This window comes from Nocardia aurantia (assembly GCF_009604425.1).
Lineage (GTDB): Bacteria > Actinomycetota > Actinomycetes > Mycobacteriales > Mycobacteriaceae > Nocardia > Nocardia aurantia.
In genome coordinates this window covers 123,940-147,536 of record NZ_WEGI01000015.1, presented here as the reverse complement: position 1 = coordinate 147,536, position 23,597 = coordinate 123,940, and the positions used below count along the sequence as shown (strand labels likewise).

At 70.8% G+C, this 23,597-nt stretch carries 23 protein-coding genes and 1 riboswitch; of the genes, 8 read left to right on the top strand and 15 right to left on the bottom strand.

Going from position 1 to position 23,597, the window contains the following annotated elements:
• Window positions 1-2 precede the first annotated feature (2 nt).
• Window positions 3-872, top strand: coding sequence for an SCO6745 family protein (locus NRB56_RS32110; protein ID WP_153348091.1), 870 nt, complete (start codon window positions 3-5; stop codon window positions 870-872).
• Between the two features lie 56 nt (window positions 873-928).
• Here the strand turns inward: NRB56_RS32110 and NRB56_RS32105 are convergent, their stop codons facing one another.
• The gene (locus NRB56_RS32105; RefSeq protein WP_153348090.1) at window positions 929-1,345 is read right to left on the bottom strand and encodes a VOC family protein; all 417 of its coding nucleotides are present in this window, start codon (window positions 1,343-1,345) and stop codon (window positions 929-931) included.
• 92 nt (window positions 1,346-1,437) lie between these two features.
• Between NRB56_RS32105 and NRB56_RS32100 the strand changes: the two genes are divergently transcribed.
• The gene (locus NRB56_RS32100) at window positions 1,438-2,400 is read left to right on the top strand and encodes a helix-turn-helix transcriptional regulator (RefSeq protein ID WP_153348089.1); all 963 of its coding nucleotides are present in this window, start codon (window positions 1,438-1,440) and stop codon (window positions 2,398-2,400) included.
• 100 nt (window positions 2,401-2,500) lie between these two features.
• Here NRB56_RS32100 and NRB56_RS32095 read toward each other — a convergent pair whose 3' ends face one another.
• Entirely contained in the window at window positions 2,501-3,124 is a 624-nt protein-coding gene (locus tag NRB56_RS32095) for a histidine phosphatase family protein (protein ID WP_153348088.1), read from the bottom strand.
• A 145-nt stretch (window positions 3,125-3,269) separates the two neighbouring features.
• Between NRB56_RS32095 and mscL the strand changes: the two genes are divergently transcribed.
• Window positions 3,270-3,677 (top strand): large conductance mechanosensitive channel protein MscL, encoded by a 408-nt coding sequence (gene mscL, locus NRB56_RS32090; RefSeq protein WP_153348087.1) that lies wholly within the window; start codon window positions 3,270-3,272, stop codon window positions 3,675-3,677.
• Between the two features lie 43 nt (window positions 3,678-3,720).
• Here the strand turns inward: mscL and NRB56_RS32085 are convergent, their stop codons facing one another.
• The 4 genes from NRB56_RS32085 to NRB56_RS32070 all read right to left on the bottom strand — a co-directional run bounded on the left by NRB56_RS32085 (window position 3,721) and on the right by NRB56_RS32070 (window position 7,565).
• A complete protein-coding gene (locus NRB56_RS32085) occupies window positions 3,721-4,806 on the bottom strand; it encodes a serine hydrolase domain-containing protein (protein ID WP_319943844.1) in 1,086 nt (361 codons plus the stop codon).
• 67 nt (window positions 4,807-4,873) lie between these two features.
• Window positions 4,874-5,542 (bottom strand): Crp/Fnr family transcriptional regulator, encoded by a 669-nt coding sequence (locus NRB56_RS32080; RefSeq protein WP_319943843.1) that lies wholly within the window; start codon window positions 5,540-5,542, stop codon window positions 4,874-4,876.
• A complete protein-coding gene (locus NRB56_RS40310; RefSeq protein ID WP_153348085.1) occupies window positions 5,539-7,173 on the bottom strand; it encodes an adenylate/guanylate cyclase domain-containing protein in 1,635 nt (544 codons plus the stop codon). Before NRB56_RS40310 ends, NRB56_RS32080 begins: the two co-directional genes overlap by 4 nt.
• A 101-nt stretch (window positions 7,174-7,274) precedes the next feature.
• Complete coding sequence (locus tag NRB56_RS32070) at window positions 7,275-7,565, bottom strand: hypothetical protein (RefSeq protein ID WP_153348084.1); 291 nt, start codon at window positions 7,563-7,565, stop codon at window positions 7,275-7,277.
• Between the two features lie 210 nt (window positions 7,566-7,775).
• Between NRB56_RS32070 and NRB56_RS32065 the strand changes: the two genes are divergently transcribed.
• The gene (locus NRB56_RS32065; protein WP_153348083.1) at window positions 7,776-8,546 is read left to right on the top strand and encodes an SDR family oxidoreductase; all 771 of its coding nucleotides are present in this window, start codon (window positions 7,776-7,778) and stop codon (window positions 8,544-8,546) included.
• A 30-nt stretch (window positions 8,547-8,576) separates the two neighbouring features.
• Window positions 8,577-8,763, top strand: a riboswitch (cobalamin riboswitch).
• Between the two features lie 31 nt (window positions 8,764-8,794).
• The gene (nicT, locus tag NRB56_RS32060) at window positions 8,795-9,916 is read left to right on the top strand and encodes a Nickel transporter NicT (protein ID WP_456320183.1); all 1,122 of its coding nucleotides are present in this window, start codon (window positions 8,795-8,797) and stop codon (window positions 9,914-9,916) included.
• Between the two features lies 1 nt (window position 9,917).
• Here nicT and NRB56_RS39435 read toward each other — a convergent pair whose 3' ends face one another.
• Window positions 9,918-10,325: a hypothetical protein gene (locus NRB56_RS39435; RefSeq protein WP_227838501.1), complete on the bottom strand. Its 408-nt coding sequence runs from the start codon at window positions 10,323-10,325 to the stop codon at window positions 9,918-9,920.
• A gap of 180 nt (window positions 10,326-10,505) precedes the next feature.
• On the opposite strand from NRB56_RS39435, the gene NRB56_RS32050 reads away from it, so the two are divergent.
• Together NRB56_RS32050 and NRB56_RS32045 are read left to right on the top strand one after the other, a co-directional pair.
• Window positions 10,506-11,669 (top strand): sensor histidine kinase, encoded by a 1,164-nt coding sequence (locus NRB56_RS32050; protein WP_153348082.1) that lies wholly within the window; start codon window positions 10,506-10,508, stop codon window positions 11,667-11,669.
• Window positions 11,657-12,298 (top strand): response regulator transcription factor, encoded by a 642-nt coding sequence (locus NRB56_RS32045; protein WP_319943841.1) that lies wholly within the window; start codon window positions 11,657-11,659, stop codon window positions 12,296-12,298. The genes NRB56_RS32050 and NRB56_RS32045 overlap by 13 nt, the downstream gene beginning before the upstream one ends.
• Window positions 12,299-12,470: 172 nt before the next feature.
• Here NRB56_RS32045 and NRB56_RS32040 read toward each other — a convergent pair whose 3' ends face one another.
• The 4 genes from NRB56_RS32040 to NRB56_RS32025 are packed head-to-tail and all read right to left on the bottom strand — an operon-like array spanning window position 12,471 to window position 17,987.
• Window positions 12,471-14,066: an RNA polymerase sigma factor gene (locus NRB56_RS32040; protein WP_153348081.1), complete on the bottom strand. Its 1,596-nt coding sequence runs from the start codon at window positions 14,064-14,066 to the stop codon at window positions 12,471-12,473.
• A complete protein-coding gene (locus tag NRB56_RS40305) occupies window positions 14,063-17,146 on the bottom strand; it encodes a tetratricopeptide repeat protein (RefSeq protein ID WP_153348080.1) in 3,084 nt (1,027 codons plus the stop codon). The genes NRB56_RS32040 and NRB56_RS40305 overlap by 4 nt, the downstream gene beginning before the upstream one ends.
• 3 nt (window positions 17,147-17,149) lie before the next feature.
• Window positions 17,150-17,521, bottom strand: a complete 372-nt coding sequence (locus NRB56_RS32030; protein WP_153348079.1) for a hypothetical protein — start codon at window positions 17,519-17,521, stop codon at window positions 17,150-17,152.
• A gap of 22 nt (window positions 17,522-17,543) precedes the next feature.
• Window positions 17,544-17,987 (bottom strand): hypothetical protein, encoded by a 444-nt coding sequence (locus tag NRB56_RS32025; protein ID WP_153348078.1) that lies wholly within the window; start codon window positions 17,985-17,987, stop codon window positions 17,544-17,546.
• A gap of 199 nt (window positions 17,988-18,186) precedes the next feature.
• Here NRB56_RS32025 and NRB56_RS32020 point away from each other — a divergent pair, with 199 nt between their 5' ends.
• Window positions 18,187-19,128: a LysR family transcriptional regulator gene (locus NRB56_RS32020; protein ID WP_153348077.1), complete on the top strand. Its 942-nt coding sequence runs from the start codon at window positions 18,187-18,189 to the stop codon at window positions 19,126-19,128.
• 13 nt (window positions 19,129-19,141) lie between these two features.
• Here the strand turns inward: NRB56_RS32020 and NRB56_RS32015 are convergent, their stop codons facing one another.
• From NRB56_RS32015 to NRB56_RS32000, 4 genes are all read right to left on the bottom strand, one after another.
• The gene (locus NRB56_RS32015; RefSeq protein WP_153348076.1) at window positions 19,142-20,347 is read right to left on the bottom strand and encodes a glycoside hydrolase family 76 protein; all 1,206 of its coding nucleotides are present in this window, start codon (window positions 20,345-20,347) and stop codon (window positions 19,142-19,144) included.
• 148 nt (window positions 20,348-20,495) lie between these two features.
• Window positions 20,496-21,539, bottom strand: coding sequence for an NAD(P)-dependent alcohol dehydrogenase (locus tag NRB56_RS32010; protein WP_319943840.1), 1,044 nt, complete (start codon window positions 21,537-21,539; stop codon window positions 20,496-20,498).
• 118 nt (window positions 21,540-21,657) lie between these two features.
• Entirely contained in the window at window positions 21,658-22,323 is a 666-nt protein-coding gene (locus NRB56_RS32005; protein ID WP_153348075.1) for a response regulator, read from the bottom strand.
• Window positions 22,320-23,489, bottom strand: coding sequence for a sensor histidine kinase (locus tag NRB56_RS32000; RefSeq protein WP_319943839.1), 1,170 nt, complete (start codon window positions 23,487-23,489; stop codon window positions 22,320-22,322). The genes NRB56_RS32005 and NRB56_RS32000 overlap by 4 nt, the downstream gene beginning before the upstream one ends.
• Window positions 23,490-23,597: the final 108 nt, after the last annotated feature.

Sequence of the window (23,597 nt, the reverse complement as noted above, 5' to 3'; positions counted from 1 at the left end):
CCATGACCTGCCCCGCCCCACTCGGAACCGATCGTCCGGATATCGGGCTCGATGCCGTGCGCGAGATCTCGCTCGCCGTCACCGCGGCCCACATGCCCGTCCACCTCGTGCCCGAAACGGTCGAGGAGGCCGCCGCTCTCGGCGTAACCGACCGCGCCCCACGCTATTTCGCCTTCCGCGCGGCTCCGCTCGGCGTCGTCCCGTGGCAGGTCGTGCTCGCGACTTTCTACAACTTCAGCCCCAGAGCCGTGCGGAGCATGACGGGGGTGTGGGACATCGCGGCACCCGCTCGATGGCAGGACGCTCGATTCACCGCCGTCGGTCGCGCGATGCGGCGCGTCGGAGTTCGGCTGCCGGAGGAGCGGATCGCCGAGGCGCGGTCGCTGATCGACCGTGTCGTCGCCGCCGCCGACTACGCGGGCAAACCGCTCGCGGCCGCGAACGCTGCCGTCGCCCTGCCGGCGGATCCGCTGGTCGCGCTGTGGCAGCAAATCACGGTGCTGCGCGAGTGGCGCGGCGACGCGCATCTGATCGTGCTCGCCGACAACCGCCTCGGGCCGTGCGAATGCAATGTCCTGCACGCGGCGACGGGCCGGCTCCCGGGCGCCGTCCTGCGCGCCACCCGCGAGTGGAACGACGCGGAATGGGACGCGGCCACAGCGCGATTGGCGGAACGCGGCTGGCTCCACCCGGACGGCACCCCGACCGGCACCGGTATCGCGGAGCGCGAACGGATCGAGGTCGAGACCGACGAGCACTGCGCGGCCCTGTGGGCGCCGATCGGCGCCACGGGCGCACGCCGGCTGGCCACGCTCATCGCGCCGATCGCCGAAGCCTTCACCGCCGCGGGAACTTTCGCACAGTTGCGCTGAGGCCGCGAATCCCGGCCGCCGCGTAGGCCGTTCGTGGCGCGGCGGCCGGGGCCGGATCAGTGGGAAGTCGAAACGTCGAGGACCCAGACGATCCCGAAGCGATCCCGCAGCATTCCGTAGGCGGCGGCCCAGCCGGCCGGGCCGAGCGGAACGACGATCGTCGCCCCGCCGGCCAGGCGGCCCCACAGGGCCTCGATCTCGTCGACCGTCTCGCCGCGCACCGAGACGAAGAACGAATTCGCGCCCCGCTCGAATTCCATCCGCCCGGGCACGTCGTACGCCATGACCTGAAATCCGTTGGCGGCGCGCACCTGACCCCACATCACGTGCTTCGCCTCGGATTCCACCGCGACACTCCCGGCGTCGGCGTAGGTGACGACGACGAGCTCGCCGCCGAAGACGGATTGATAGAACTCCAGCGCCGCCCGCGCGTCACCGCGGAAGTTCAGATGGGTGGTGGTCGTGACGGACATGTCCGCTCCTCTGTTCGACTGTTGCCTGACATCCACCACACTCACCGAGGAAGCGGTCAGGATGTGTCCTCTTCTCCGGGCAGAATCGAAATATGCCGAAAACGTCCGCCCGACTCCTGGCCCTGCTGTCACTGCTGCAGGCCCGCCGGGATTGGCCCGGGACGCTGCTGGCCGAACGCCTGGCGGTCAGTCCGCGCACCGTCCGCCGCGATGTCGACCGGCTGCGCGAACTCGGTTATCCCATCGCCGCCGTGAAGGGCCCGGACGGCGGTTATCGGCTGGGAGCGGGCGCCGAGTTGCCGCCGTTGCTGTTCGACGACGATCAGGCCGTCGCGGTGACCGTCGCGCTGCGCCTCGCCGCTACCGCGGGCGCCGGCATCGAGGAGGCCGCGGTGCGCGCGCTGAACACGATCCGGCAGGTCCTGCCCGCCCGCCTGCGGCACCGGGTGGACGCGCTGCGGATCACCGCCGTCGGCGACGCCGCCACACCGGCCGTCGACCCCGATGTGCTCGTGGCCATCGGCGCGGCCGTGCACGCCCGGGAGGTGCTGCGCTTCGACTACGGGCCCACCGGCGACCCCGGCGAGGCGATCGCGCCCCGCCGCGTCGAGCCGCACCACCTCGTCACCCGCGACGGTCGCTGGTATCTGATCGGCTGGGACCCGGACCGCGACGACTGGCGCGTCTTCCGCGCCGATCGGATCGGCCTCCGCACCCCCAACGGTCCCCGATTCACCCCGCGCGACCTGCCCGGCGGGGACGTCGCCGCGTTCGTCACCGGCCGATTCCGCGGCTCGGACACCCCCGGCTGGCCCTGTCGTGGCGAGGTGGTCCTCCGTCGTCCCGCCGCCGACGTGTCGCCGTTCGTCCACGACGGCCTGGTCGAGGCACTGGGCCCGGACCGCTGCCGGCTGATCACCGGTTCCTGGTCCTGGATCGCGCTGGCCGCCGCGATCGGCCGATTCGACACCGATTTCGAGATCGTCGGCCCGCCCGAATTACGCGCCGCCTCAGCGACTCTCGCTCGCCGCCACGCCGCCGCGGCACAGGGCTGAGGTCGATGTCACCGCACGACCGGACGCTGAGCAGTCACCCATGTTGTTGGTACACAACTCATTTCAGCCGACATCGGATGTCGCCGTGGACAGTTACCGGTCAGTCGAGATGGGACACGTTCGTGCGCAGCACCTTCGGACCAGGGTAGCCCAGTTCGACGATGACCCCGTTCCCCAGCGGATTCGCCTCGTGATAGTCGTGGAAGGCGCGCATGCCGGCCGGGGTCCGTTCGTGGCGGGCCTCCACGACGTACAGCACGGCACCCAGGAAGGTGCCGTGGCTGAAGACCGCGATCAGGCCGTCCGGTTGGGCGGCAAGGCGTTTCAGCAGTTCCTCGGCCCGGTCGAGCAGGTCGGTGAACGACTCCTTGCCGGGGTGCCGTTCCTCCGGATCCGCGCGTTCCCAATAGGCCCGCAGGTGCGGTCCGAGAAACTCGGCGGTCACCGGGCGGTCCGCGAAGCTCGGCAGGTGGTGGAATTCCTGCACGGGCCACTGTTCCCGAGGACTGCCGGGATAGCGGTCGGCGGTGGGCTGCGCGGTCTGCTGCGCCCGCCGCATCGGTGAGACCACGATCAGGCTCGGTGCGGTGTCGAACGCCGCGGCCACCCGGCGGGCCTGAGCGTGGCCGACGTCCGTGAGTGGAGTGGCGCCGTTTCGGGTGGGCAGGCCGATATTGCCCTCGCTCTCCCCGTGCCGGATCAGCCACACTCGTTTCGCAGTCACGCTTTTCGGTATCCGTCCCCTCGACCCCGCACCGGATCGTCGATCCGGCGTTCCGCCAGCCTATCGGCGGTGTGGCGGAGATCGCTGCCGCATTCCGGCGCAGAACCTAGGCTTGCCGGGGAAGAGCAAGGCTTGAAGGAGAGATATGAAGGGCTTTCGGACGTTCCTGCTGCGCGGCAACGTCGTGGATCTGGCGGTCGGCATCGTGGTGGGCGCGGCGTTCACCTCCGTCGTCAACGGCTTCGTGCGCGCGTTCCTGACCCCGCTGGTCGGCCTCGCGGTCGGCGCTTCCGGGGATTTCAGTGACCAGGGCTTCAAGGTCGGGAAGGTCGAGTTCCCGGTCGGCGCGTTTCTCACCGCGATCGTGACGTTCATCCTGGTGGCCCTGTTCGTCTACTACCTCGTGGTACTCCCGGTCAATGCCCTGACCTCGCGGTTCAGCCCGAAGAACGAAGTGACCACGCCCAAGCGCGACTGCCCGGAATGCCTCAGTTCGGTGCCGACCGAGGCGAAGCGTTGCGCGTTCTGCACGAGCGAACTGGTCCCGGTGTGACCGACGGCCCGGCGGTGGCTCGGGAAGACGTCACCGCCGGTGCTCAGGAGTTCAGCGCCTCGTAGGCGGCCATCACGATGGACAGGCCCCGGAGGTAGTCGTCCTCCCACAGGACCTGGTTCATCACATAGGCCACCGTCAGGCGGTTGTCGAGGTCGTTGAACACCAGCGAGCCGCCCCAGCCGCCCCAGGAACAGGTGCGGTTCTCCAGCCGGTACCCGAGGCCCCAGGTGATGGGGGCCCGCAGCACACGGTCGGTCCCGCGGAACTGTTCCTCGAGCGCCCGCTCGCAGCCGGCCGGGGAGAGCAGGCGCACGCCGTCGCCGCCCACTCCCCCGGAGGTGAGCACCGATTGCACCGCGGCGACCGAGCGCGCGTTGCCGTGCCCGTTGACCGCGGGGATCTCGGCGCGCCGCCATTCGGGCGTATTGGCATCGGAGACCCCGACCGCGAACCCCTCCGGCTTGTCTCCGCTCGGCGCGGCGATCAGCGCGGCGACGCGGCGGTCGTGCTCGGGCGCGAGACCGATGTGGAAATCGGCGCCGAGCGGCCCGGCGACCTCCTCGGCGAAGAAGGTGCCGACGCTGCGGCCGCTGACCCGCGCGATCACCTCGCCCACGAGGTAACCGAAGGTGAGCGAGTGGTAGCCGCCCGCGGTACCGGGCTCCCACTGCGGCGCCTGCGCCGCCAGCCGCGCGGTCACCGACGGCCCATCGAACAGTTCCGGCACGCTGATCGGGGTGTCCCAATCCGGAAGTCCCGCAGTATGTCCCAGCAGATGCCGGACCCGGGCGTCGTGCTTCCCGGCGGCCGCGAACTCCGGCCAGTACCGGGCGACGGGCGCGTCCAGATCGAGTTCGCCGCGATCCGCGAGGATCAACGCCGACAGCGCGACCATCGGTTTGGTGGTCGAGAAGACGTTGACGATGGTGTCCCGCTCCCAGGGGACGGTCCGCGCGGCATCGGCGTAGCCGCCCCACAGGTCGGCCACCGGTTCGCCGTCGACGTACACCGCCGCCGAGGCGCCCACGTCGACCGCGTCCAGTGCCGCCGACAGCGCCCGCGCCACCGGCTCGAACCGATCGTCGACATGTCCCCGCAACTCCGCCATGGCGGTCAATGTAGCCACCGGCCCCACCGCCGCGCGACCGAATTTCCGTGGCCGGCAACGCGGGTCGCGCCGACCGGCGAGCGGATCAGGGGGTCGCGTTCGCGGCGGCGGCGAGGCCGGCCCGGTCGGTGACGATGATCCGGCCCCGCCGCAGGGCCAGGATGCCGCGCTGCTCCAGATCGCGCAGCACCCGGTTGGCGGTGACCCGGGTGGTGCCCGCCATCGACGCGAGATCGTCCTGGGTGAGCCGGATCTCGACGATGGGCGCGGGACCGCCGTAGATGCGCGCGAGATTGGCCAGCCGGCGCACCACCCGCGCCTCGACCGGAAGATACAGCGCCTCCAGCACATTCGCGGACAACCGGCGGACCTGTTCGACCAGGGTGGCGGTGATCATCCGGTCGATGGTGGGGTGGGCTTCGCGCAGCACCGCTAGTTGCGCGCGGCTCAGGGTGAGGGTTTCGGCGTTCTCGGCGGCCTCCACGGTCGCCGTCCGCCTGGCGTCGTCGCTGAGCAGCGCGAGTTCTCCGAAGGAATCACCCGGGCCGATCATGGTGAGGGTGGCGGTGTAGCCGAGCGGGGTCGCCACCCGGATCAACAACAACCCGGACCGGACCAGATGCAGTGTGTCGCCCGGATCGCCTTCGTGGCAGAGGATTTCACGCCGTTTGAAGCGCCGCGGGATACAGGACGCCAGCACCTGACGGCGCTCCTCGGGCTCGAGGCTGCGCAGCAGCGCGAATTCGGTGGTCACCGCAGGCCCCGGAGTACGAAGCAGGTCACCGGTTCTCGCCGGCCCTTCACCGAGATCGCGTGCAGCGGTTGCACGATCGCGTACGGGCCGAGCTGATCCCGGGTGAGCGGCCCGATCACCACATCGCCGGGCTGGGCCACGCCCTCCAGCCGGGCCGCGAGGTTGGTGGTGTCGCCGATCGCGGTGTAGTTGCGCATTTGCGCCGCACCGATATTGCCGACGAGTGCGGGCCCGGTGTTGATGCCGACCCGGAAACGCGGCCAGTCCGGCCGGTCCGCCGCGATCCGCCCCACCGCGTGTTGCAGCGCCAGCCCGGCCCGCCCGGCGCGCAGCGCGTGATCCGGTTGCGGGACAGGCGCATTGAACACCGCCATCACCGCGTCGCCGACGAACTGCACCACCACGCCACCCTCGTCCAGGATGACCGGCACGATGGCACCGTAATAGGTGTTCAGCATCTGTACGACCAGCGCCGGATCGGTGCGCTCGGCGAACGGCGTGAACCCGCTCAGGTCCGCCATCAGCACGCTGACCTCGGCGATCCGGCCACCGAGGTCGGCCTGCGCCGGATTCTCCAGCAGCGCGGTCGCCACCTGCGGGGACATGTAGGAACGGAACAGCCCGTCGAGCTGCCGATACAACCGGGCGTTCTGGGTCAGCACGGCGAGTTGACGTTCGGTGAGCCCGAACCGTTTCGACAGGTCGACCCCGACCGAGCCGAGCGGCTGATCGATCGGCAGCCCGGCGGCCTGGCGTTGCCGCAGCACCTCCACGAGTTCGGCGAGCGCCCGGGTGTAGTCGCGCTCCAGCACGGCCATCGTCTGGTTCAGGGTGACGCTGTCGAACAGGCCCAGCGACGAGCCCTCGCGCCGGAACTGGGTGTGGCTGCTCAGCGCGATCAGCGCGAACGCCAGCACCATCAGGACGTGCCACTCCCACCAGGACGCCTGCCAGCTGCGGCCGTAGCCGACCGCCAGCAGCGCCTCGATCAGCAGCACGAACGCGGTGAGCACGCTGAGCAGCAAAAGCCCACGGCGCCGGAGGAATTGGCGCGCGTAGGCGATCGCCGCGCCCACATAGGACAGCGAGCCCACATAGGCCAGGATCACCAGTGGCCCGGAAGTCTCGGTGGGACTGGGCATTCCGTCGAACGGCGGTAATCCGGTGAGCGAGAAAGCGGCCCACACCACCAGCGCCACCGCGGGCAGCGCCGACAACAGCCAGACCATGCGGTTCAGCCGGGCGGCCGCGGCCGGTCCGTATTCGATCGCCGAGGCCAGGGCCGCGAATCCGCCGAGGGTCAGCCCGACCGGCACCGCGTAGACGAAGCCGGCGTTGGGCATCGCGAGAATGACGCCCGGCGTCGCGATCGCGTGCAGGCCCAGGAAACCGGCCGCGAACTGGAACATCAGCGAGACCAGGATGAGCCGCACATCGCGGCGGGTGCGCGCGGCGCGGAACAGGACGACGCCGAGCAGCACGGCCAGCACCGCGGCCGCCAGGACCAGCCAGAAGTGCTGCGGATGATGTTCGTAGTGGGCGTCGAGCCCCGGGTGCGACAGCAGCAGCCACAACCCGGCCGCCGGCAGGATGATCGCGGCGGCCCACGTGAGCACGCCCACTTTCGACACTGTTGAACCCTACCCAGCGGACCGGCCGGCCGGACAGGCGTCCCCGGAAACGGCCGCACCCCGGCAGCGATGCTGCCGGGGCGCCGAGCGGGCGGGATGGCTCAGCGACGCCAGTCGTAGTCCCAGCCGCGGTGGTGGCGATCGAAGAACTCCCAGTCGTGGTGATGGCTGCCGTGCCAGAAGTTGCTGTCGCAGTAGTTGTAGTAGTGCCAGTCGAAGCCGTCACGCCATTCGCAGAACGGATCGAACCAGGTGTGCTCACCGAGCTGCACCACGGTGTGGGCCGGCAGTGCGGCGGCCGGCGTTGCGGCACCGGCGATCCCGACCCCGGCGCCACCGATCACGGTGAGGGCGGCCAGGGTGACGCCGATCCGGCGGAACACGTTGGTCATGTTGTCCTCCAAGTCTTTTCGCCGACCCGTGCGGCCGGCGTCCGGTACGTGTTCGATACTGCGCGGGATGGGCGGGAAGTTCTGCCAGCGCAGCGACACTCGGTGTGTATCGGCGGGCACACAAGCCCGCTTGTCCGGAACCGGCGGCGCCGATAGGGTCCGTTATTACCCGAGAGTAAGTTCCATCCCCCGACCGGAGACGACGCCGATATGACACGCACGCCGCACCCGCCCCGGCAACGGATCCTGATCACCGGCGCCAGTTCCGGCCTCGGCGCGGAGCTGGCCCGCCGCTACGCCGGCGCGGGGCGCGACCTCGCGCTGTGTGCGCGCCGGGCCGACCGGCTCGAGGCGCTGCGCGCCGAGTTGCTGACCGCGAACCCGGCGATCACGGTCAGCGTCCACCCGCTCGACGTCACCGACGACGAGGCGGTCACCGAGACCTTCGAGGCCGCCGCCACGACCCTCGGCGGCCTGGACCGGGTGATCGCCAACGCCGGCATCGGCAAGGGCGCCCCGATCGGCACCGGCCGGTCGCGGGCCAATCTGGACACCGCCCGCACGAATGTGCTGGGCACCCTGGCACAGGCCGAGGCGGCGCTGTCGATCTTCCGCCGGCAAACCCACGGCCATCTCGTGCTGGTGTCCTCCATCAGCGCCGATCGCGGGCTGCCGGGTAAGGCGGCAGCCTATTCCGCGAGCAAGGCGGCCGTCTCCGCGCTCGGCGAGGCGCTGGCCACCGAGTTGCGCGGCACCGCGATCGCCGTCACCACCCTGGTCCCCGGCTACATCGCCACCGATCTGTCCGCCGGCGCGGGCGCGAGCGCAGCGCTCACCGCCTCGCTCGATCGGGGCGTATCCGCCATGATCACGGCCGTCGAACGCGAACCCACGCGGGCGGCGCTGCCCGGGATCCGGTGGCGCGTCATCGACACCGTGCTGCGGCACGCACCGCACCGGCTCACCGACCGGATGGTGTAGGCCAGGTTTGCGGCCGATAAACCGGCCGGTTACCGTGAGATCCGCCGTGGTGTTCGGGAAGACCGGTGGGAAACCGGAGCGGCCCTCGCCACTGTGATCGGAGAGCCGATACCTCGCCGCCCCTCGGGGCGGGCCACAGCACCGTCCGGTGCCGGAAGGCCAGGGGCATCGGTGTCGACCCGTCAGCCAGGAGACCGGCCACGGCACGCAATACCCCGTCCACGAGGTGCTGGAGAGGCTGTCCCGCCGTGTCACTGCCCGAAAACCCCTGTCCGCCAACGGCTTCGCAATCGCCACCCGGGATACCGCGGTGGCAACGCGGGGACTGGATCCGCACCGGCGGCCTGTTCGCGGTGATCGCCGTCCTGCACCTGATCGCGTTCGGCATCCTGATCGCCCTGGTCGCCCCGCGTCACTACACCGTCGGCACCCAGGTGTTCGGCCTGGGTCTGGGGGTGACGGCCTACACGCTCGGGATGCGGCACGCCTTCGACGCCGACCATATCGCCGCCATCGACAACACCACCCGCAAGCTGATGGCCGACGGGAAACGACCGGTCTCGGTCGGGTTCTGGTTCGCGCTCGGCCATTCCACCGTGGTCGTGCTGCTGGCGGCCGGCATCGCCGCCGGGGTGCGGCTGGCCGGGACGCTCACCAGCGACGATTCCAGCACCCGGCAGGACCTCGGCCTCGTCTCCACCCTCGCCTCCGGGGGCTTCCTCTATCTGATCGCCGCCCTGAATCTGGTCGCGCTCGCCGGGATCTGGCGGATCTTCCGGGCGATGCGCGCGGGTGAATTCGACGAGCGGGAGCTGGAACGGCACCTCGACAGCCGGGGGTTGCTGAACCGGATCCTCGGGCGGCTGACCCGATCCATCACCCGCCCCGGGCAGATGTATCCGGTGGGGCTGCTGTTCGGGATCGGCTTCGACACCGCCACCGAGGTCACGCTGATGGTGATGGCCGGGTCCGGCGCCGCCGCCGGGCTGCCCTGGTACGCGGTCGTGTGCCTGCCGTTGCTGTTCGCGGCCGGGATGAGCCTGTTCGACACCATCGACGGCACCTTCATGAACTTCGCCTACCACTGGGCCTTCGCCAATCCGGTCCGGAAGGTCTACTACAACCTGACGATCACCGGTCTCTCGATCGCCGTGGCCTTCCTCATCGGCACCATCGAACTGGTCGGCATCCTGCACAACCAGCTCGACCTCACCGATCCGGTCACCGACTGGATCTCCGGATTGAGTTTGGACAACGTCGGATTCGTCATCGTCGGCCTGTTCGTCGCGGTGTGGGCGATCGCCCTCACCTACTGGCGGCTGGCCCGGGTCGAACATCGCTGGCAGCGCAGCCCCCGGACCGTCGGCTGAATCATCGCGCGGGAGCGGCGGCCGGGCGGGTTCGCAGCAGGCCGATGCCCGCGCCGAGCGAGACGACGCCCATACCGGCCGCGGCGGCGATACCCTCCGGACCGTCCAGGAAGACCCCGGCGCACACGGCGACGGCCAGGTTGAACACGAACAGGAACCACAAGGTCGGACGGGCCGCGAGCCAGGAACGCAGCGGCTCCTCGCGCATCACCAGCGGACCGGTCAGCAGGGACACGGCGGTCCCGGCGTAGGTGGCCGCGTGCTGATACTGGTCGGGGAGCACGAATCCGGATCCGACACAGGCGGCGACCCCGGCGGCGAACAGGATTCGCAGCCCGATCGTGCGGAAGCCGGTCCGCGTCCCCAGGGTGGCCGGAGGGGCTTCGATGATGTCGGCAGTGTCGCGCATGGCGGAATTCCTCGCTGTCGGCGTCATCCCGAGCGGATGCCGCGTGGTGACTACGACGATGCCGTCGCCGCCGCGTCGGCACGAGGGGGTGCGACCCCGGACCGAGGGTGTAGCGGGCTCCACCATTGGAGTGGATTCGGCACGACCGCGCACCATCGGCCCGGGATTTAAGGTGAGAGCATGCGAGCAACCGTCCGGCAAGCAGCGCGGGCCTCGGCGTATCTGGCCCGGGCCGTGGCGCTGGCGTTCGGCTGCTGGCTGTTCGTCACGGTCCTGCTGCTGACCGTCGCCGCAGCCGTCACCGTCGTCGGTATCGGGCTCCTTCCGGAGACGGTGCTGCTGATCCGCCGGATCGCCGGCGCCAAACGGCGCTGGGTGCACGCCCGGACCGGACGGCCCCTGCCCGAGGTGTACCTGCCGCTGGACCCGCCGCTGCGCAACAGTCTGCGCGCGATTCGCCGCGACCCGTGCACCTACGCCGATCTGCGCTGGATGCTGGCGCACTACCTCTACGGATTCCTCGGCCTGGCCGCCGTGGCGCTGTGGCCGATCGGCCTCGTCGTCGACGGCGTGTGGTGCGGGCTGCTCGGCCGGGCGGCGCTGATCCTTCCGCTGATCGATCGGCTCGCCGGCCTCGACGCCCGCTGGTCCGAGTCGCTGCTGCGGCCACCGCCGAAAGCGCTTCTGGCCGAGCGTGTTCAGGAACTCACCGAGACCCGGGCCGGCGCCGTCGCCGCGCACGCGGCCGAGCTGCGCCGGATCGAACGGGATCTGCACGACGGTGCGCAGGCCGGGCTGGTGGCGCTGTCGATGCGAATCGGGTTGGCGCGCCGCGCCTTCGACACCGATCCGGCGGCCGCACGGAGCCTGCTCGACGAGGCGCAGTCCCAGGCGGAGCAGGCCCTCACCGAGCTGCGGCACGTCGTGCGCGGCATCCATCCACCGATCCTCACCGACCGTGGTCTGTCCGGCGCGGTCCGGGCTCTGGCGGCGGGCAGCGGCCTGCCGGTCACCGTCGACGCCGACGCGTTCGACGATCCGCCCCGAGCCCCGGCGGCGGTCGAGGCGGCGGCGTATTACGTTGTGGCCGAAGCGCTCACGAACGCGGCGAAACACAGCGGAGCCGACCGTGCCGGCGTCCGGCTGGCCCGCACGCCCACCGGCGTCCGGATCACGGTGTGCGACAACGGCCGCGGCGGCGCCCACCTCCCCCGCGCCGGGGAGACCGGCTCCGGCCTGCTGGGCATCGGCCGGCGCATCGCCGCCCTGGACGGCACCTTCGCCCTGACCAGTCCCGCCGGGGGCCCGACCTGTATCGAAGCGGAGTTACCGTGCGTGTGGTGATCGCCGAGGACAACGCCCTGCTCCGGGAGGGCCTGGTCCTCCTGCTGACCTCGGTCGGCCACGAGGTGGTGGCCGTCGTCGGCACCGGCCCGGACATCCTGCCCGCGCTCCTGGCACATCGCCCCGATGTGGCGGTCCTCGACGTGCGGATGCCACCCGGCTTCCGGGACGAGGGCCTGCGCGCCGCCCTGGACGCTCGCCGGCAGTTGCCGGGACTGCCGATCCTGGTGTTGTCCCAGTATGTCGAACAGTCCTATGCCGCAGAACTTCTCGGTGACGGCACGGGTGGGATCGGTTATCTGCTCAAGGATCGAGTCGGGCGCGTGGACGAATTCCTCGAGGCCCTGGAGCGGGTCGCCGCCGGGGGCACCGCCCTCGACCCGGAAGTGGTGAGCGAGTTGCTCGTTCGCCGCCGCGACTCTCCCCTCGATTCGCTCACGCCACGAGAACGCCAAGTCCTGGGACTGATGGCCGAAGGGCGCGACAACTCCACCATCGCCACAACCCTTTTCGTCACCGAGCGCGCGGTCAGCAAGCACATCGGCAACATCTTCTCGAAACTCGGCCTCCCGCCCAGCGACAGCGGGCACCGCCGGGTACTGGCGGTCCTGGCGTATCTCAACGGGTGAGCTGCCGCGTACCGGCGGGGCATCGCATGGACCGGTGCGGGTGTCGATCCGGCAGCGGGCGGCCCGGTACCGGTTCGCAGCTTCGCGATATCGGTGCCGGTGCCGGTGCCGGTGCCGGTGCCGGGTGGCCGGCTGCGAGTTCGGTGCGGGTTGCCAGGGCGGCGGCGGTGGCCTAGCCGGGGGCCAACTTGCAGCTGTGCGATACCGGATCCCAGTACTGGTCCCAGGAGCAGGATTGCGGGGTGGCCGGTTGCGGCGTCGTCTGCTGCGGGCTCGGCCCCGGTTGCGGCTGTGGGGATTGCACGTTCGGCTGGGGGTGTTTCGGGTCGGGCTGCGGAACCGGATCGGGAGCCGACTTTTTCTGCTGTGAATCCTGCTCCTGCGCCGGCGGGTTGTGGTCCGGCTCGAAATTTCGCGAGTCCGACCGACTGCTGTTCAGCTGCGGCCCCGGGTCCGGTGCCGGCGGGTTGTGGATCACCTGCGGATTCGGATCCTGTCCCGGGAGTTTGGGATCAGGTAGTGGATTTTGGCCCGGCACCGGCGGTTTCGGATCGGGCGGCGGATGCGGCCCGGCGTTCGGTCCTTGCCCGGCCGATCTCGGATCCGGTGGAGGCGGAGCGGGATTCGGTGCGAGCGGCGGATCGTTCACGGGTTGCGCAGTCGGCGGTGCGGGTTGCGAATTCTGGGGTGCGGGAGTCGAATTCGACGGCGACGGGGGCGAGGATATCGGCGACGGGAGGACCGGGCCCGGGACGGGTACCGCGACCGGAGTCGATCGCCCGGGAGTGCGGAGTTCGATCGTCGCGGACGGTGGCGGGGTACGTCCCTGTACGGCGAGTGCCGATGCCGCGACGGCGGCGGACGCGAGCAGCGCGGCGACGGCGATGACGACGAAGGCGATCCGCTGTCGCCTCCGGCGCTCGGGTGAGCGGGGAAATCCGGATCGGTCGTACGGACCGGCCCGCTCGGCTTCCGGGGAGGTGCGACCGGCCGGGCGGGTCTCGGCGACCAGCCGGACCGCGTCGAGCGAGGGGACCGGCCCGGCCGGAACGAGCAGGGGCACAACGGCTATCAGTTCCGCCGGGCGTACCCGGCGGGCTTCGCCGACCGAGCAGACCGAGCACTGGCGGAGGTGCCGGCCGATACGGCTTGTCAGGGCGGTGAATTCGTCCTCGGTGTCGACCAGGCTCGCCAGTTCGGCGCATTCGCCGGTACCGTCGGCGGCGATGGCCGTGGCGGACACGTAGTACGTCAGATTCTGTCGGGCACGATCCAGCAATCGCCGGGCCCGACGTTCGGAGACACGGAACACGTCGGCGATCTCGGCGGTCGAAAGGTGCTGCCCGTGAGCGAGTTCCAGGGCGTCCCGCTCGTCCGGCGGCAGGTGGCCGAGAGCACTCCGCACGAACGCGCGGGTTCGGTCTTCGTGCCCGTGGTCGCCGGACGCCGGACGGCGCGGAACGGATTCACCGGGATCGCCGGCGGGGTGCGCATCGAGCCGGCGTCGGCATTCGTTGCGTACGACTGCGAACAGCCACGCGCGCAACGTGTTCGGGTCGGGCAGCAGGCCCGCGCGGGACCAGGCCGTCAGCATCGTGTCGTGCACGACCTCGTCGGCTTCTTCCCGATCGCCGAGCCGGCTCACACAGTAGGCGCGCAGTGCCGGGGCGTACTCGGTGTGGATGTCGCGCAGTGCGTCGAGGTCGCCGTCGCGCAGCCGCCGCACGAGTGCGGGGTCCGATCGTGGCGGCGAGGAAATATCGGTCATGCGTCGCTTCTCCTGGCGAGATACCTTGCGGTGCGGTCGGCTTCGGGTGAGCCGAGGCCGCGGTAGATGGTCAGCGCCTCTTCCAGTTGCGCGGTGGCGGTGCTCGCGTCGCCGCGGATGGTCCGGCACCGGGCGGCCCCTTCGAGCGCATGCGCCCGTTCGAGTCGATTGTGGATGCGATCGGCCTCGCCGAGCACCTCGGTGAACAGCCGCAACGCCTCCGGTACCCGGCCCGTCTCGAGCAGCAGCCAGCCGAGGCCGTTGTGTGTTTCGACCTCGCCGAGTCGATTTCCGCTGTGCCGGTAGAGATCCCGGGCCCGCTCCAGTAGATCGACGGCGTCGTCGTAATCGCCCGCGTTGCGATGTACGCGGGTCAGCGCGACCAGCGTTTCGGCCTCGCCACGGCGACTGCCGATTTCCCGGAAGACGTCCAGCGCTTGCCGATACAGCTCCCGGGCTTCACCGCCGAAATCCGCGGCACTCTCCCGCGCCCGCCCGAGACCGGCCAGCGCCTTCGCCTCACCCAGGCGGCTGCCGATGTCCCGGAAGATCAGCAGTGCCTGCCGATACAGCCCTGCTGCCGACCCGTGTCGTCCCTCGGCCCGGCGCAGCGCGGCGAGGTTACCCAGGGTGTCGGCGTAGCCGAGCCGGTTGCCGATGTCCTCGAAAACCAGCAGCGCCCGCCGGTATAGCTCACCGGCCTGCTCGGGATGCCCGATCCGCTCGTACACCAGACCGAGGTCGACGAGCGTTCCGGCTTCGCCGAGCCGGTCACCGGATTCGCGAAAGATCGCCGCCGCGTGCAGCTGATGGTGGACGGCCTCGACGAAATCACCGGTGCGCCAGTGCGCCACACCGAATGCGGTGAGTGCGTCGGCCTCCCCGAGGCGGTGGCCGAGCCAGCGGTAGATGTCCAGCGCCTGCTGCCGCAACTCGGCGGCGCCGTCGCGATCGCCCTCGATATGACGCAGCAGGCCGAGGTCACGCAGTGTGTTGGCCTCGCCGAGCCGATTACCTTGTGCCCGAAGAATGTTCAGCGCCTGCCCGTGCAGGGCGACGGCATCGGTGTGATTTCCCGTCGACTGGCGCAACGTGCCGAGCGCACCGAGGGCGTGCGCCTCGCCGAGCCGGTCACCGAGTTCACGGTACCGATCCGCCGCCGCGGCCAGCAGGCCGGCGGCCTGCCGGAAATCTCCGGCGGCCTGATACACGGCGCCGAGACGGCGAACGGTGTGGGCTTCGCCCATTCGGTTGCCCAGTTCCCGGTGGACAACCAGGGCACGCCGCTGCGCCGCGGCCGCCTCGGCGTACTCACCGATGTTCTCGGCGGCCAGACCGAGATCGCCGTGAACGGCGGCCTCCGCCGACCGATCACCGTGCAGCCGGAAGGTCTCGAGTGCTTGCCGCTGCGCCTCGCGGGCCGGGCGGTATTCGCCGAGCAGGTTGTGTACCCGACCGAGATTCGCGCGGGCCACGGCCGCTCCGACCGGATCGCCGAGCAGCACGGCCGCGTCGACCGCCCGCCGATGGATCGAGCGAGCCTGCTGCCACGGACCGTCCAGGATCAGCAGTCCGGCCATCCGCCCGGTCAGCGCGACCAGCCGGGCGAGGTCGTGCTCGGCGCAATAATCCAGGCACGCCAGCAGATTCGCGCGCTCACCACGAAGCCACCGCAGGGCCGCCGCAGCGTCGGCGAACTCGTGTCCGGCACCGCTGCCCGCGGTCACACCCTGGGCGTTGTCGCCGGCAGTCACACACTGGGCACTGCCACCGCCGGTCACGCGATCGGCGCTGCCACCGCCGGTCACGCGGTGCGCGTTGCCGCCGGTCACGCGACCGGCCGGACGGGTCGGCCCGGAGAGCCACCGATCGGCGTCGGTGGCGGTCTGCTGATAGTGGTCCAGCAGCCGGTTCACCGCAACGGCGTTGTTCGCGTGCGCATTCGGTGCCCCGAGGGTGCGCGCGTAGCCGCGGAGCAGGTCGTGCAACCGGTAGCGGCCCCGCGTGGTCTCCTCCAGCAGGTGATCACGGTGGAGCGTCGCCAACTCGCGCCGTGCCGCCGTCCGCGGCACTCCGGTCAGTGCGGCGACCGCATCCGCACCGAGATCCGGACCAGGGTGGGATCCCAGTTGCCGGAAGAACTTTCGTCGGTTCGCGGGCAGTTTTCGATACGACAGGTCGAACGCGGCGCGCACGGTCGGCCCCTCGGAGCCGTCCACGACCGACAACCGGTCTGTCTCGGCCGCGAGTTCCGCGGCCAGATCGCCCAGATCGCCGGTCGTCCAGTGGGGATGCTGGGCCACCTGGCCGGCCACCAGCCCGATCGCCAGCGGCAGGTATCCGCACAACGCGGCTGTCCGCGCGACGATTTCGCGTTCGCCGGCGGCGTCCGGATCGCGGCCTCCGACGGTCCGGAACAGTTCCTCGGCCGCCGGTGGGTCGAGGACCGCCAGCGACAGCGGTCGCATGTCCGGCAGCAGCAACCGGCGGCGGCTGGTGATCAGCGTCAGGCATCCGGACCCGCTCGGCAGAAGCGGTTCGACCTGGCTTCGGTCGGCCGCATCATCGAGCACCAGCAGCGTTCTTGCCTCGGACGTCCGAGCGCGCCACAGATCCAGGCGGCCGACGGCCGTCGCCGGCATCCCGGCGGGGTCCTCGCCGAGCGCGAGCAACATCTCCGCGATCGCGTCCGCCGGGTCCACCGGTCGCCGGCCCGGGGTGTGTCCGTGGAGATCGAGGAGGTATCGGCCGTCGGGATACCGATCGGCCAGTTCGTGCGCGACCCGGACCGCGAAGGCGGTCTTCCCGACGCCGGGCATCCCGTCGATCGCGTAGATCGCCACCGCCGCATGCTGTTTCGGCCCGTCGACGATTCGCCGGAGTTCGTCCTGCCGACCGATGAAGGTGCGCGGCGGGGCCGGAAGGTTCGTGACGATCCGGCGCCGTGCCGAACGTGCCGCCTCCCGGGCGGCGACGTGCACACCACCGGAGACGCTGCCGTGCACGTTGACCTGGATCGCATGGTCCGTCGCGGTGGAGATCGCCGGCGCGACGTCGCCGGCCGTCCGGAACGCGTCCACGGGTCACAGCCGCAGTCCGCCGCGCACGTCACCGTTGACGATCGGCTGCTTCGCGTTGTCGTGCGCGTTCGCGATGATCGTTGCGCCCCTTCCGTTTCCGCCGGCCTCGGCGAGGACGGAGCGCAGGCCGGCGGCGAAGTGCGGATCGGCGCGGGCCGCGGCGTCGATGGCCTCGGCGGTCACGCGCCGATCGGCGGCCGGGTCCGCCGGCTCGGTCGGGACAACCTCGGGCTCGTACCCGAATTTCGCCGATACGAGCGTACGGAGGCGGGTGATCGCGTTCCAGCTGCTGGAGCCCGCGTCCTTCGCGAGCCCCTCCCCGAACTTGGTTGCCAGCAGCGCGGCGGCCGCGATACCCAGCGACGCGGGTTCCATGATGCAAAGCCCTCCCGTCTCGTCACAGGCACACGGAGCCGAGGTTGATCCCGGTGCCGACCTCGACCGTCGTGTGATCGCCCGAGCTGTCACCGGAGTAGACGGCGGTCAGGACGTGGGTCCCCGTCGTGGCCGGATGCCACTCGAACGCGGCGACGACGGTCGCGCCGGTCGGCGTGGTGGACTGCACGGTGGCGAGGACGATGCCGAGCGTGGCTGCGCCGTCCCCGAACAGCACCGCGCCCGGTGAGCCGCCGTTCGCGGCCAGGTTCACGCCGGACACGGTCGCCGTCACCGTCGCCGGGCACGCGGTCGACGCCCGGCCGGACACCGTCACCGAGGTCGTCGCTGCGTGGGCCACGCCCGGCCCACTCAGCGCCACGATCCCCGCCGCGACCATCGCGGCGAGCGCGGACCCCACCTGCAGCCGGCCACCGACCGAACCGAACCCTCTGAGAGACAACATCTTCAGCTCCTGACTGTCGAGCCCGGGCACCACGACCAGTGTCCCGGCCGATCCACGGGGGTGTCGAAGTCGGATCACCTATGTCCGTATAGGCACAACCGATCGCCTCGGGACCCGAAAACGACGGCTGTCGCCGGGATCCGGTGTAAGGGATACTGGGCTCAGCGGGTCTCACCGCCACGAGGGGAATCGAAACATCATGGAGTTACGACACTTTCGCTACTTCGTAGCGGTCGCCGAGTGTATGAGCTTCACCGGGGCGGCGGCGCGGTTGTACGTGTCCCAGCCCACGTTGAGTCAGCAGATCCGGGGTCTGGAGCGGGAACTCGGTGTGCGGTTGTTCGACAGGCAGCCGGACGGCACCCGGCTGACCGCGGCGGGACTGGTCTTCTACGAACGGGCACAACGGATTCTGGGCAAGGTGGACAGCGCGGTCGCCGATACCCGCAAGGCCGCACCGCATCTGTCGGAACTGCGCATAGGCGTCGCCGGGCCGCTGCCCGATTCGATCCATTTCCCCGTCATCAGCGCGTTCGCCGCGGCCTTCCCGCAGGTCCGGCTGCGATGCCAGGAGCTGGCCATCCCAGAGTACGAACAACCACTGCTCACCGGCGACATCGATGTGGCATTTCTGCGCTCGCCGCTGGATTTCGACCGGGTCGTCGGGCAGCCGATCGTCGGCGGCGAGCCGTGTGCGATCGCGGCACCACAGGGCCATCCGTTCTGGGAAGCGGACAGCGTCGGTGTCGCGGAGTTTCTCGAGCAGCCGTTGGTGAACTATTCGCCGAAGATCTCGCGGCGGCCCCGGTTGTTCTGGCAGCTCTCGGGTGAGCGCAACGGCGCCGAACCACAATTCGTCGGAGAGCACGCCGCCACCAATGCCGAGATCACCCTGTCGGCCGGGCTGAACAAGGTCGTGATCGCCGGACCGGCCACTCTGGGGGACGGTCTGACCGTCTCGCGATTCAAGCTCGTGGAGCTCCGGGGCGGCCCGACCTGCACGACCTACGTCGTACGCCGGCGTGACGACACGCGCATGTTGCCGGCCACCTTCTGCGATTTCGCCCACCGCATCGCCACCGAACTGCCGTCCGCGCACGAACGGCCGAGCTTCGACCCCCTCGCCGCGGCCGACCGCTGAACGCGGGCCGGATTCAGAGTCCGGCGGCGGTGAGCCGGTGGTCCATCTCGAGCAGCATCCAGCCGCTCAGCTGGACCGAGAGGTCGCGGCTCAGATTCGAGGTCGTGGCGGCGGGGGCGTGGGTGAAGTCGGGGAAGGCCCGGGGGCGGTCCGGGGCGGGGACCGGGCGGGACCAGTCCATTCCGAACAGGGGCAGGCCGTCCACCTCGGCGCGGTGCTCCCACGCGGCGCGGGCGGAGGTGTGCACGATGTCCGCCGCGGTGGCGTCGCCGAGAGTCAGGGCGGCCTCGGCCAGGTACCGGGCCAGGATGCCCATGAACAGGCCCGAGTCGTCGGCGGAGGCGCCGGTGATCACGCCGGCGTTCGTCAGGTGGGTCCCGGTGGCGGCGACCAGGGTGGTCACGCGGTCGTGGTGGGCCGAATCGCCTGTGCGCACGGCCAATTCGGTTTCCAGGCCGATGGCGACGCCCTGACAGTAGGTGTGGACGGTCCGGTCCACCCGGTCCTCGGGTTCGCGGACGCCGTCGAGGGTCAGGCCGGTGGCGGGGTCGTGCAGGCGGGTGCGCAGGAAATCGGCGAGTTGCCGGGCGCGCGGGAGTTCACCCAGGCGGGCCAGCGCGATTCCGGTCGGGCCGATCGCGGGGGTGTTGTAGAAATGGTCGCCGTGCCGCCAGGGCACGGCGCCGACGGCCGGATTCCAGCCGGCGAGCAGGGCGGTGCGCAATTCGGCGGTGGGACCGGTGTACCGGCGGCCCAGTAGCCGGTCGGCGCGCTCCAGCGCGAGCGCGAGCCATGCCATGTCGTCGTAGTAGCGGTTGGTCCAGCCGGTGATGTTGCGGGTGCGGATGCCGCTCGCGAGCGCGGCGACGCGGTGCAGCCGGTCGTCGGTGCGGGCGCGGCAGGCGGCGTCCACCGCGCAGTCGAGCAGGTGGGCCTGCCACCAGTAACACCATTTCAGGAACGACTGGTCCAGCAGGGCCGCGGGCCAGGTGAGGGTGCCCAGCTGTGCCGACGATCGGCCCCAGAGTGCGCGGACATGGCGTTCGACGATCGCCCTCTCGGCCAGTTCCGCGCGCTTCTCGGGTTCCGCGGGTCCGGCGGACGCGATCGGGGTGATGGCCGCGGCCTGGGTCGGCTGAGCGACCGTGGTGAGCGCGACCGCGGCGCCGGCCGCCCACAGCACGCTGCGCCGGCTGATCCGCTGGTCCGCCAGACCCATCCGCTCGGACTCCTTTTTACTGGACAACACTCGTCGGAGTCGGAACCTGTGGACCATATCGTATCGCGCGCCCGCCGTTCCGGTGCTGAGAGGATCGCCACTGCGGCGGTCATCACGGATGCGTGGCTGCGACGAAACCGACTGTCGCTCAGAAGATCTCGTCGGCCGACGGAATGGTGACGGCGATCTGGCCTCTGGCCCGGTGCCCGAGCATGTGCGCGATCGCGGCGGCGGCCTCGTTCAGCGGATAGGTCCGCTCGATGATCACCGCGATGTCGCCCGATGCCAGGAGTGCGGCGAGGTCGCGCAGATTCGGGCGATCGGGGACGCAGGTGACGCTGCGGACATCGGCCGACCCACGGCCCATCAGCTGCGCCCGCGCGATTCTCGGCAGGCCGCCGAGGAATCCGCCGGCGTCTCCGATGCTGTTGGGGATGAAGGTTCCGGACGGGGTGAGGACGGCGGCGTTCGCGGCGGGCGGATGGTTCATCACGTTGTCGAGGATCACGTCGTATCGCTGTGCGCCGCGGGTGTAGTCGTCGCGGGTGTAGTCGACGACCTCGTCGGCGCCCAGCGACTGCACGAATTCGATGTTGCGCGTACTGCACACGGCGGTGACGTGCGCGCCCAGCGACTTGGCGATCTGTATCGCGAAGGTGCCGACGCCGCCGGACGCGCCGTTGATCAGGATTCGCCGCCCGGGGCCGGCGCGGCCCACGTCCCGCACGGCGCGCAGCGCGGTGATTCCCGACATCACCGATGCGCCGGCCTCCTCGAAGGACAGTTCGGCGGGTTTGGGGATCAGGTGGTCCGCCGGTGCGAGCGCGTATTCCGCGAAGGTGCCGGGCCGCGACCGGGTTCCCCATTGCGAACCGAACACCTCGTCACCGATCCGGAGGTCGGTCACGTTCGTCCCCACCGCGGCCACGATGCCCGCGATATCGCTGCCGCGCACGGGGGCCGCCGGGCGCCGCAGCCCGGCCTGCAACCGGAGAATTCGCGGAGTGCCTTGTACCGCAAGCCAATCCGGAGTGTTGACGCTGGTGGCCCGCATCCGCACCAGGACCTCGTCGGCGCCGGGTGCGGGCCGGGCGATCTGGGCGCGGGTGAGCACCTGTTCCGGTGCGCCGTAACGGTGTTGGACGATCGCGGCCATGGTGGCGCTGCTGGTGGTTTTCGTGGATTCCGGCACGATTTCCTCCTCGGACGGTTCCTCACCATCGTCGCGATCCACGCCGGCGCGCACATCGGGCGAGCGGCTCGATCCGTCTCGGCCGATCCGCTGATGCCGCGGTAGTACTTTCGGCCGATCAGCGCCGGACGCGGTGGGTCTCGTACGCCCAGATGACGAGCTCGACGCGATTGCGCACGCCGAGTTTGGCCATCAGGCCGGCGATGTGGGTCTTGACCGTGCTGAGGCTGATGTGCAGCTCGGCGGCGATCTCGTTGTTGGTCCGCCCGCGGGCCACGGCGGCCAGCACGTGTTCCTCCCGTTCGGTGAGGATGGCGGTCGGTTCGTGTTGTGCCGCAGTCGGTTCGGCGCCGACGAAGGCGGCGAGCAGGCGGGCGGTGATGCTCGGGGCGATCATCGCGTCACCGTGCGCGGCGGCGTGCACGGCCGCGGCGAGCATCGCGGGACCGGCCTCCTTCAGCAGGAATCCGCGCGCTCCCGCGCGCAGGGCGGCGTAGACGTACTCGTCGAGATCGAACGTGGTGATCACCACCACGGCCAGCGGGTCCGCGACCGCCGGACCCGCGAGCCGGCGGGTGGCCTCGATGCCGTCGACGCCGGGCATCCGGATGTCGAACAGGCATACGTCCGGCCGCCGTTCCAGGGCGAGCCGGACGGCCTCCTCGCCGTCGGCCGCCGCGCCGATCACCTCGATACCGGGCTGGGCGCCGAGAATCATCACCAGGCCGGTGCGGACGATCTCCTGATCGTCGGCCACCAGCACCCGCAGCCGGGGCGCGCTCATCGCGCCGCCCCCGCGCGGGGCAGTGCCGCCCCCGCGCGAGGCAGTACGGCCGTCACGGTCCAGCCGCGGCCCGGATTCGGCCCGGCCTCGCAGGTGCCGCCGAGCAGCCCGGCCCGCTCGGCCATGCCGATCAGCCCGTACCCGGCGGGTCCGGCGAGGAGCGCGCGACCGGCGTCGCCGTCGTCCCGGACGAGCAGCCGCACTTCCGTGTCGTCGGCGTCGATCCGCACCTCGACGCGAGTCGCGTTGCGCGCGTGCCGCATCGCGTTGGTGATCGCCTCCTGGGCCATGCGGTGGAGCGCGGTGCCGACGGTCGCGGGCAGATCGGTGACCCCGCCGCCGATCTCCACCGCCACGGCGGGACCATCGCCGGCGAGCTCCGCGAGCCGGGCCAGATCGGCGAGACCCGGTGTGGGAAAACAGTTCTCGTCGTCACTCGGCCGGTCGTGGCGCAACGCGCGCACGATCGAGCGCATCTCGGTGAGCGTCAGCGCGGCCTCGGTCTCGATCAGCCGCAACGCGTCGACGGCGGCGCCGGGGGTGGACTCCTCGGTCGCCAGCCCGGCCTGGGCACGGATCGCGATCGCCGACACGTGATGTGCGACGGTGTCGTGCAGGTCGCGGGCCAGCCGTTCCCGCTCCATCAGCTTGACCTGCTCGAACTCACGCACCTTCGCCCGAGCCCGGTAGCGGAACGCCGAACCCAGCGCCACGGCCGAGACCAGCACGAACAATCCGGCGGCGGCGTCGGCGCCGGCCAGGCCCGCCGCCACGATCCCGACGCCCGCGCCGGCCGCGACGACGCTCGAGCCGAGCACGATGTCGCGCCCGGACCCCCACCGGTACAACGCGTACGGCAGCAGTAGGACCGCGCCCGCGGCGTCGATGTGCGATTGCGCGCCACCCAGCAGTACCGTCACCGTGGCCGAGCCGGCGAACGCGACGATGATCATCGGCACCGGCCGGCTGCGCCGCCACAGCAGCGTGAGCGTCATCGCGACGACGACCGGCACCCAGATCGCCCGGTACGGAACATCTTGTCGCACAACGCCTTCGATGATCGCCAGCGCGGCGGAGAACGCCACCGCGACCCGGTCCCGCCATGACCGCGGCGGAATGTCCGGCGCCGGGGGTTCGGACCATATCGACCGGAGCAGATCGCGCACATCCCCATGATGACCCGGAACTCCGTCCAGCGGAACCGTCCCTGGGCCGGAACGCGTCGTCCGGATCCCGCCAGCTCCGGCGGGTCCAGCGGGCTTGACTGAATTCGC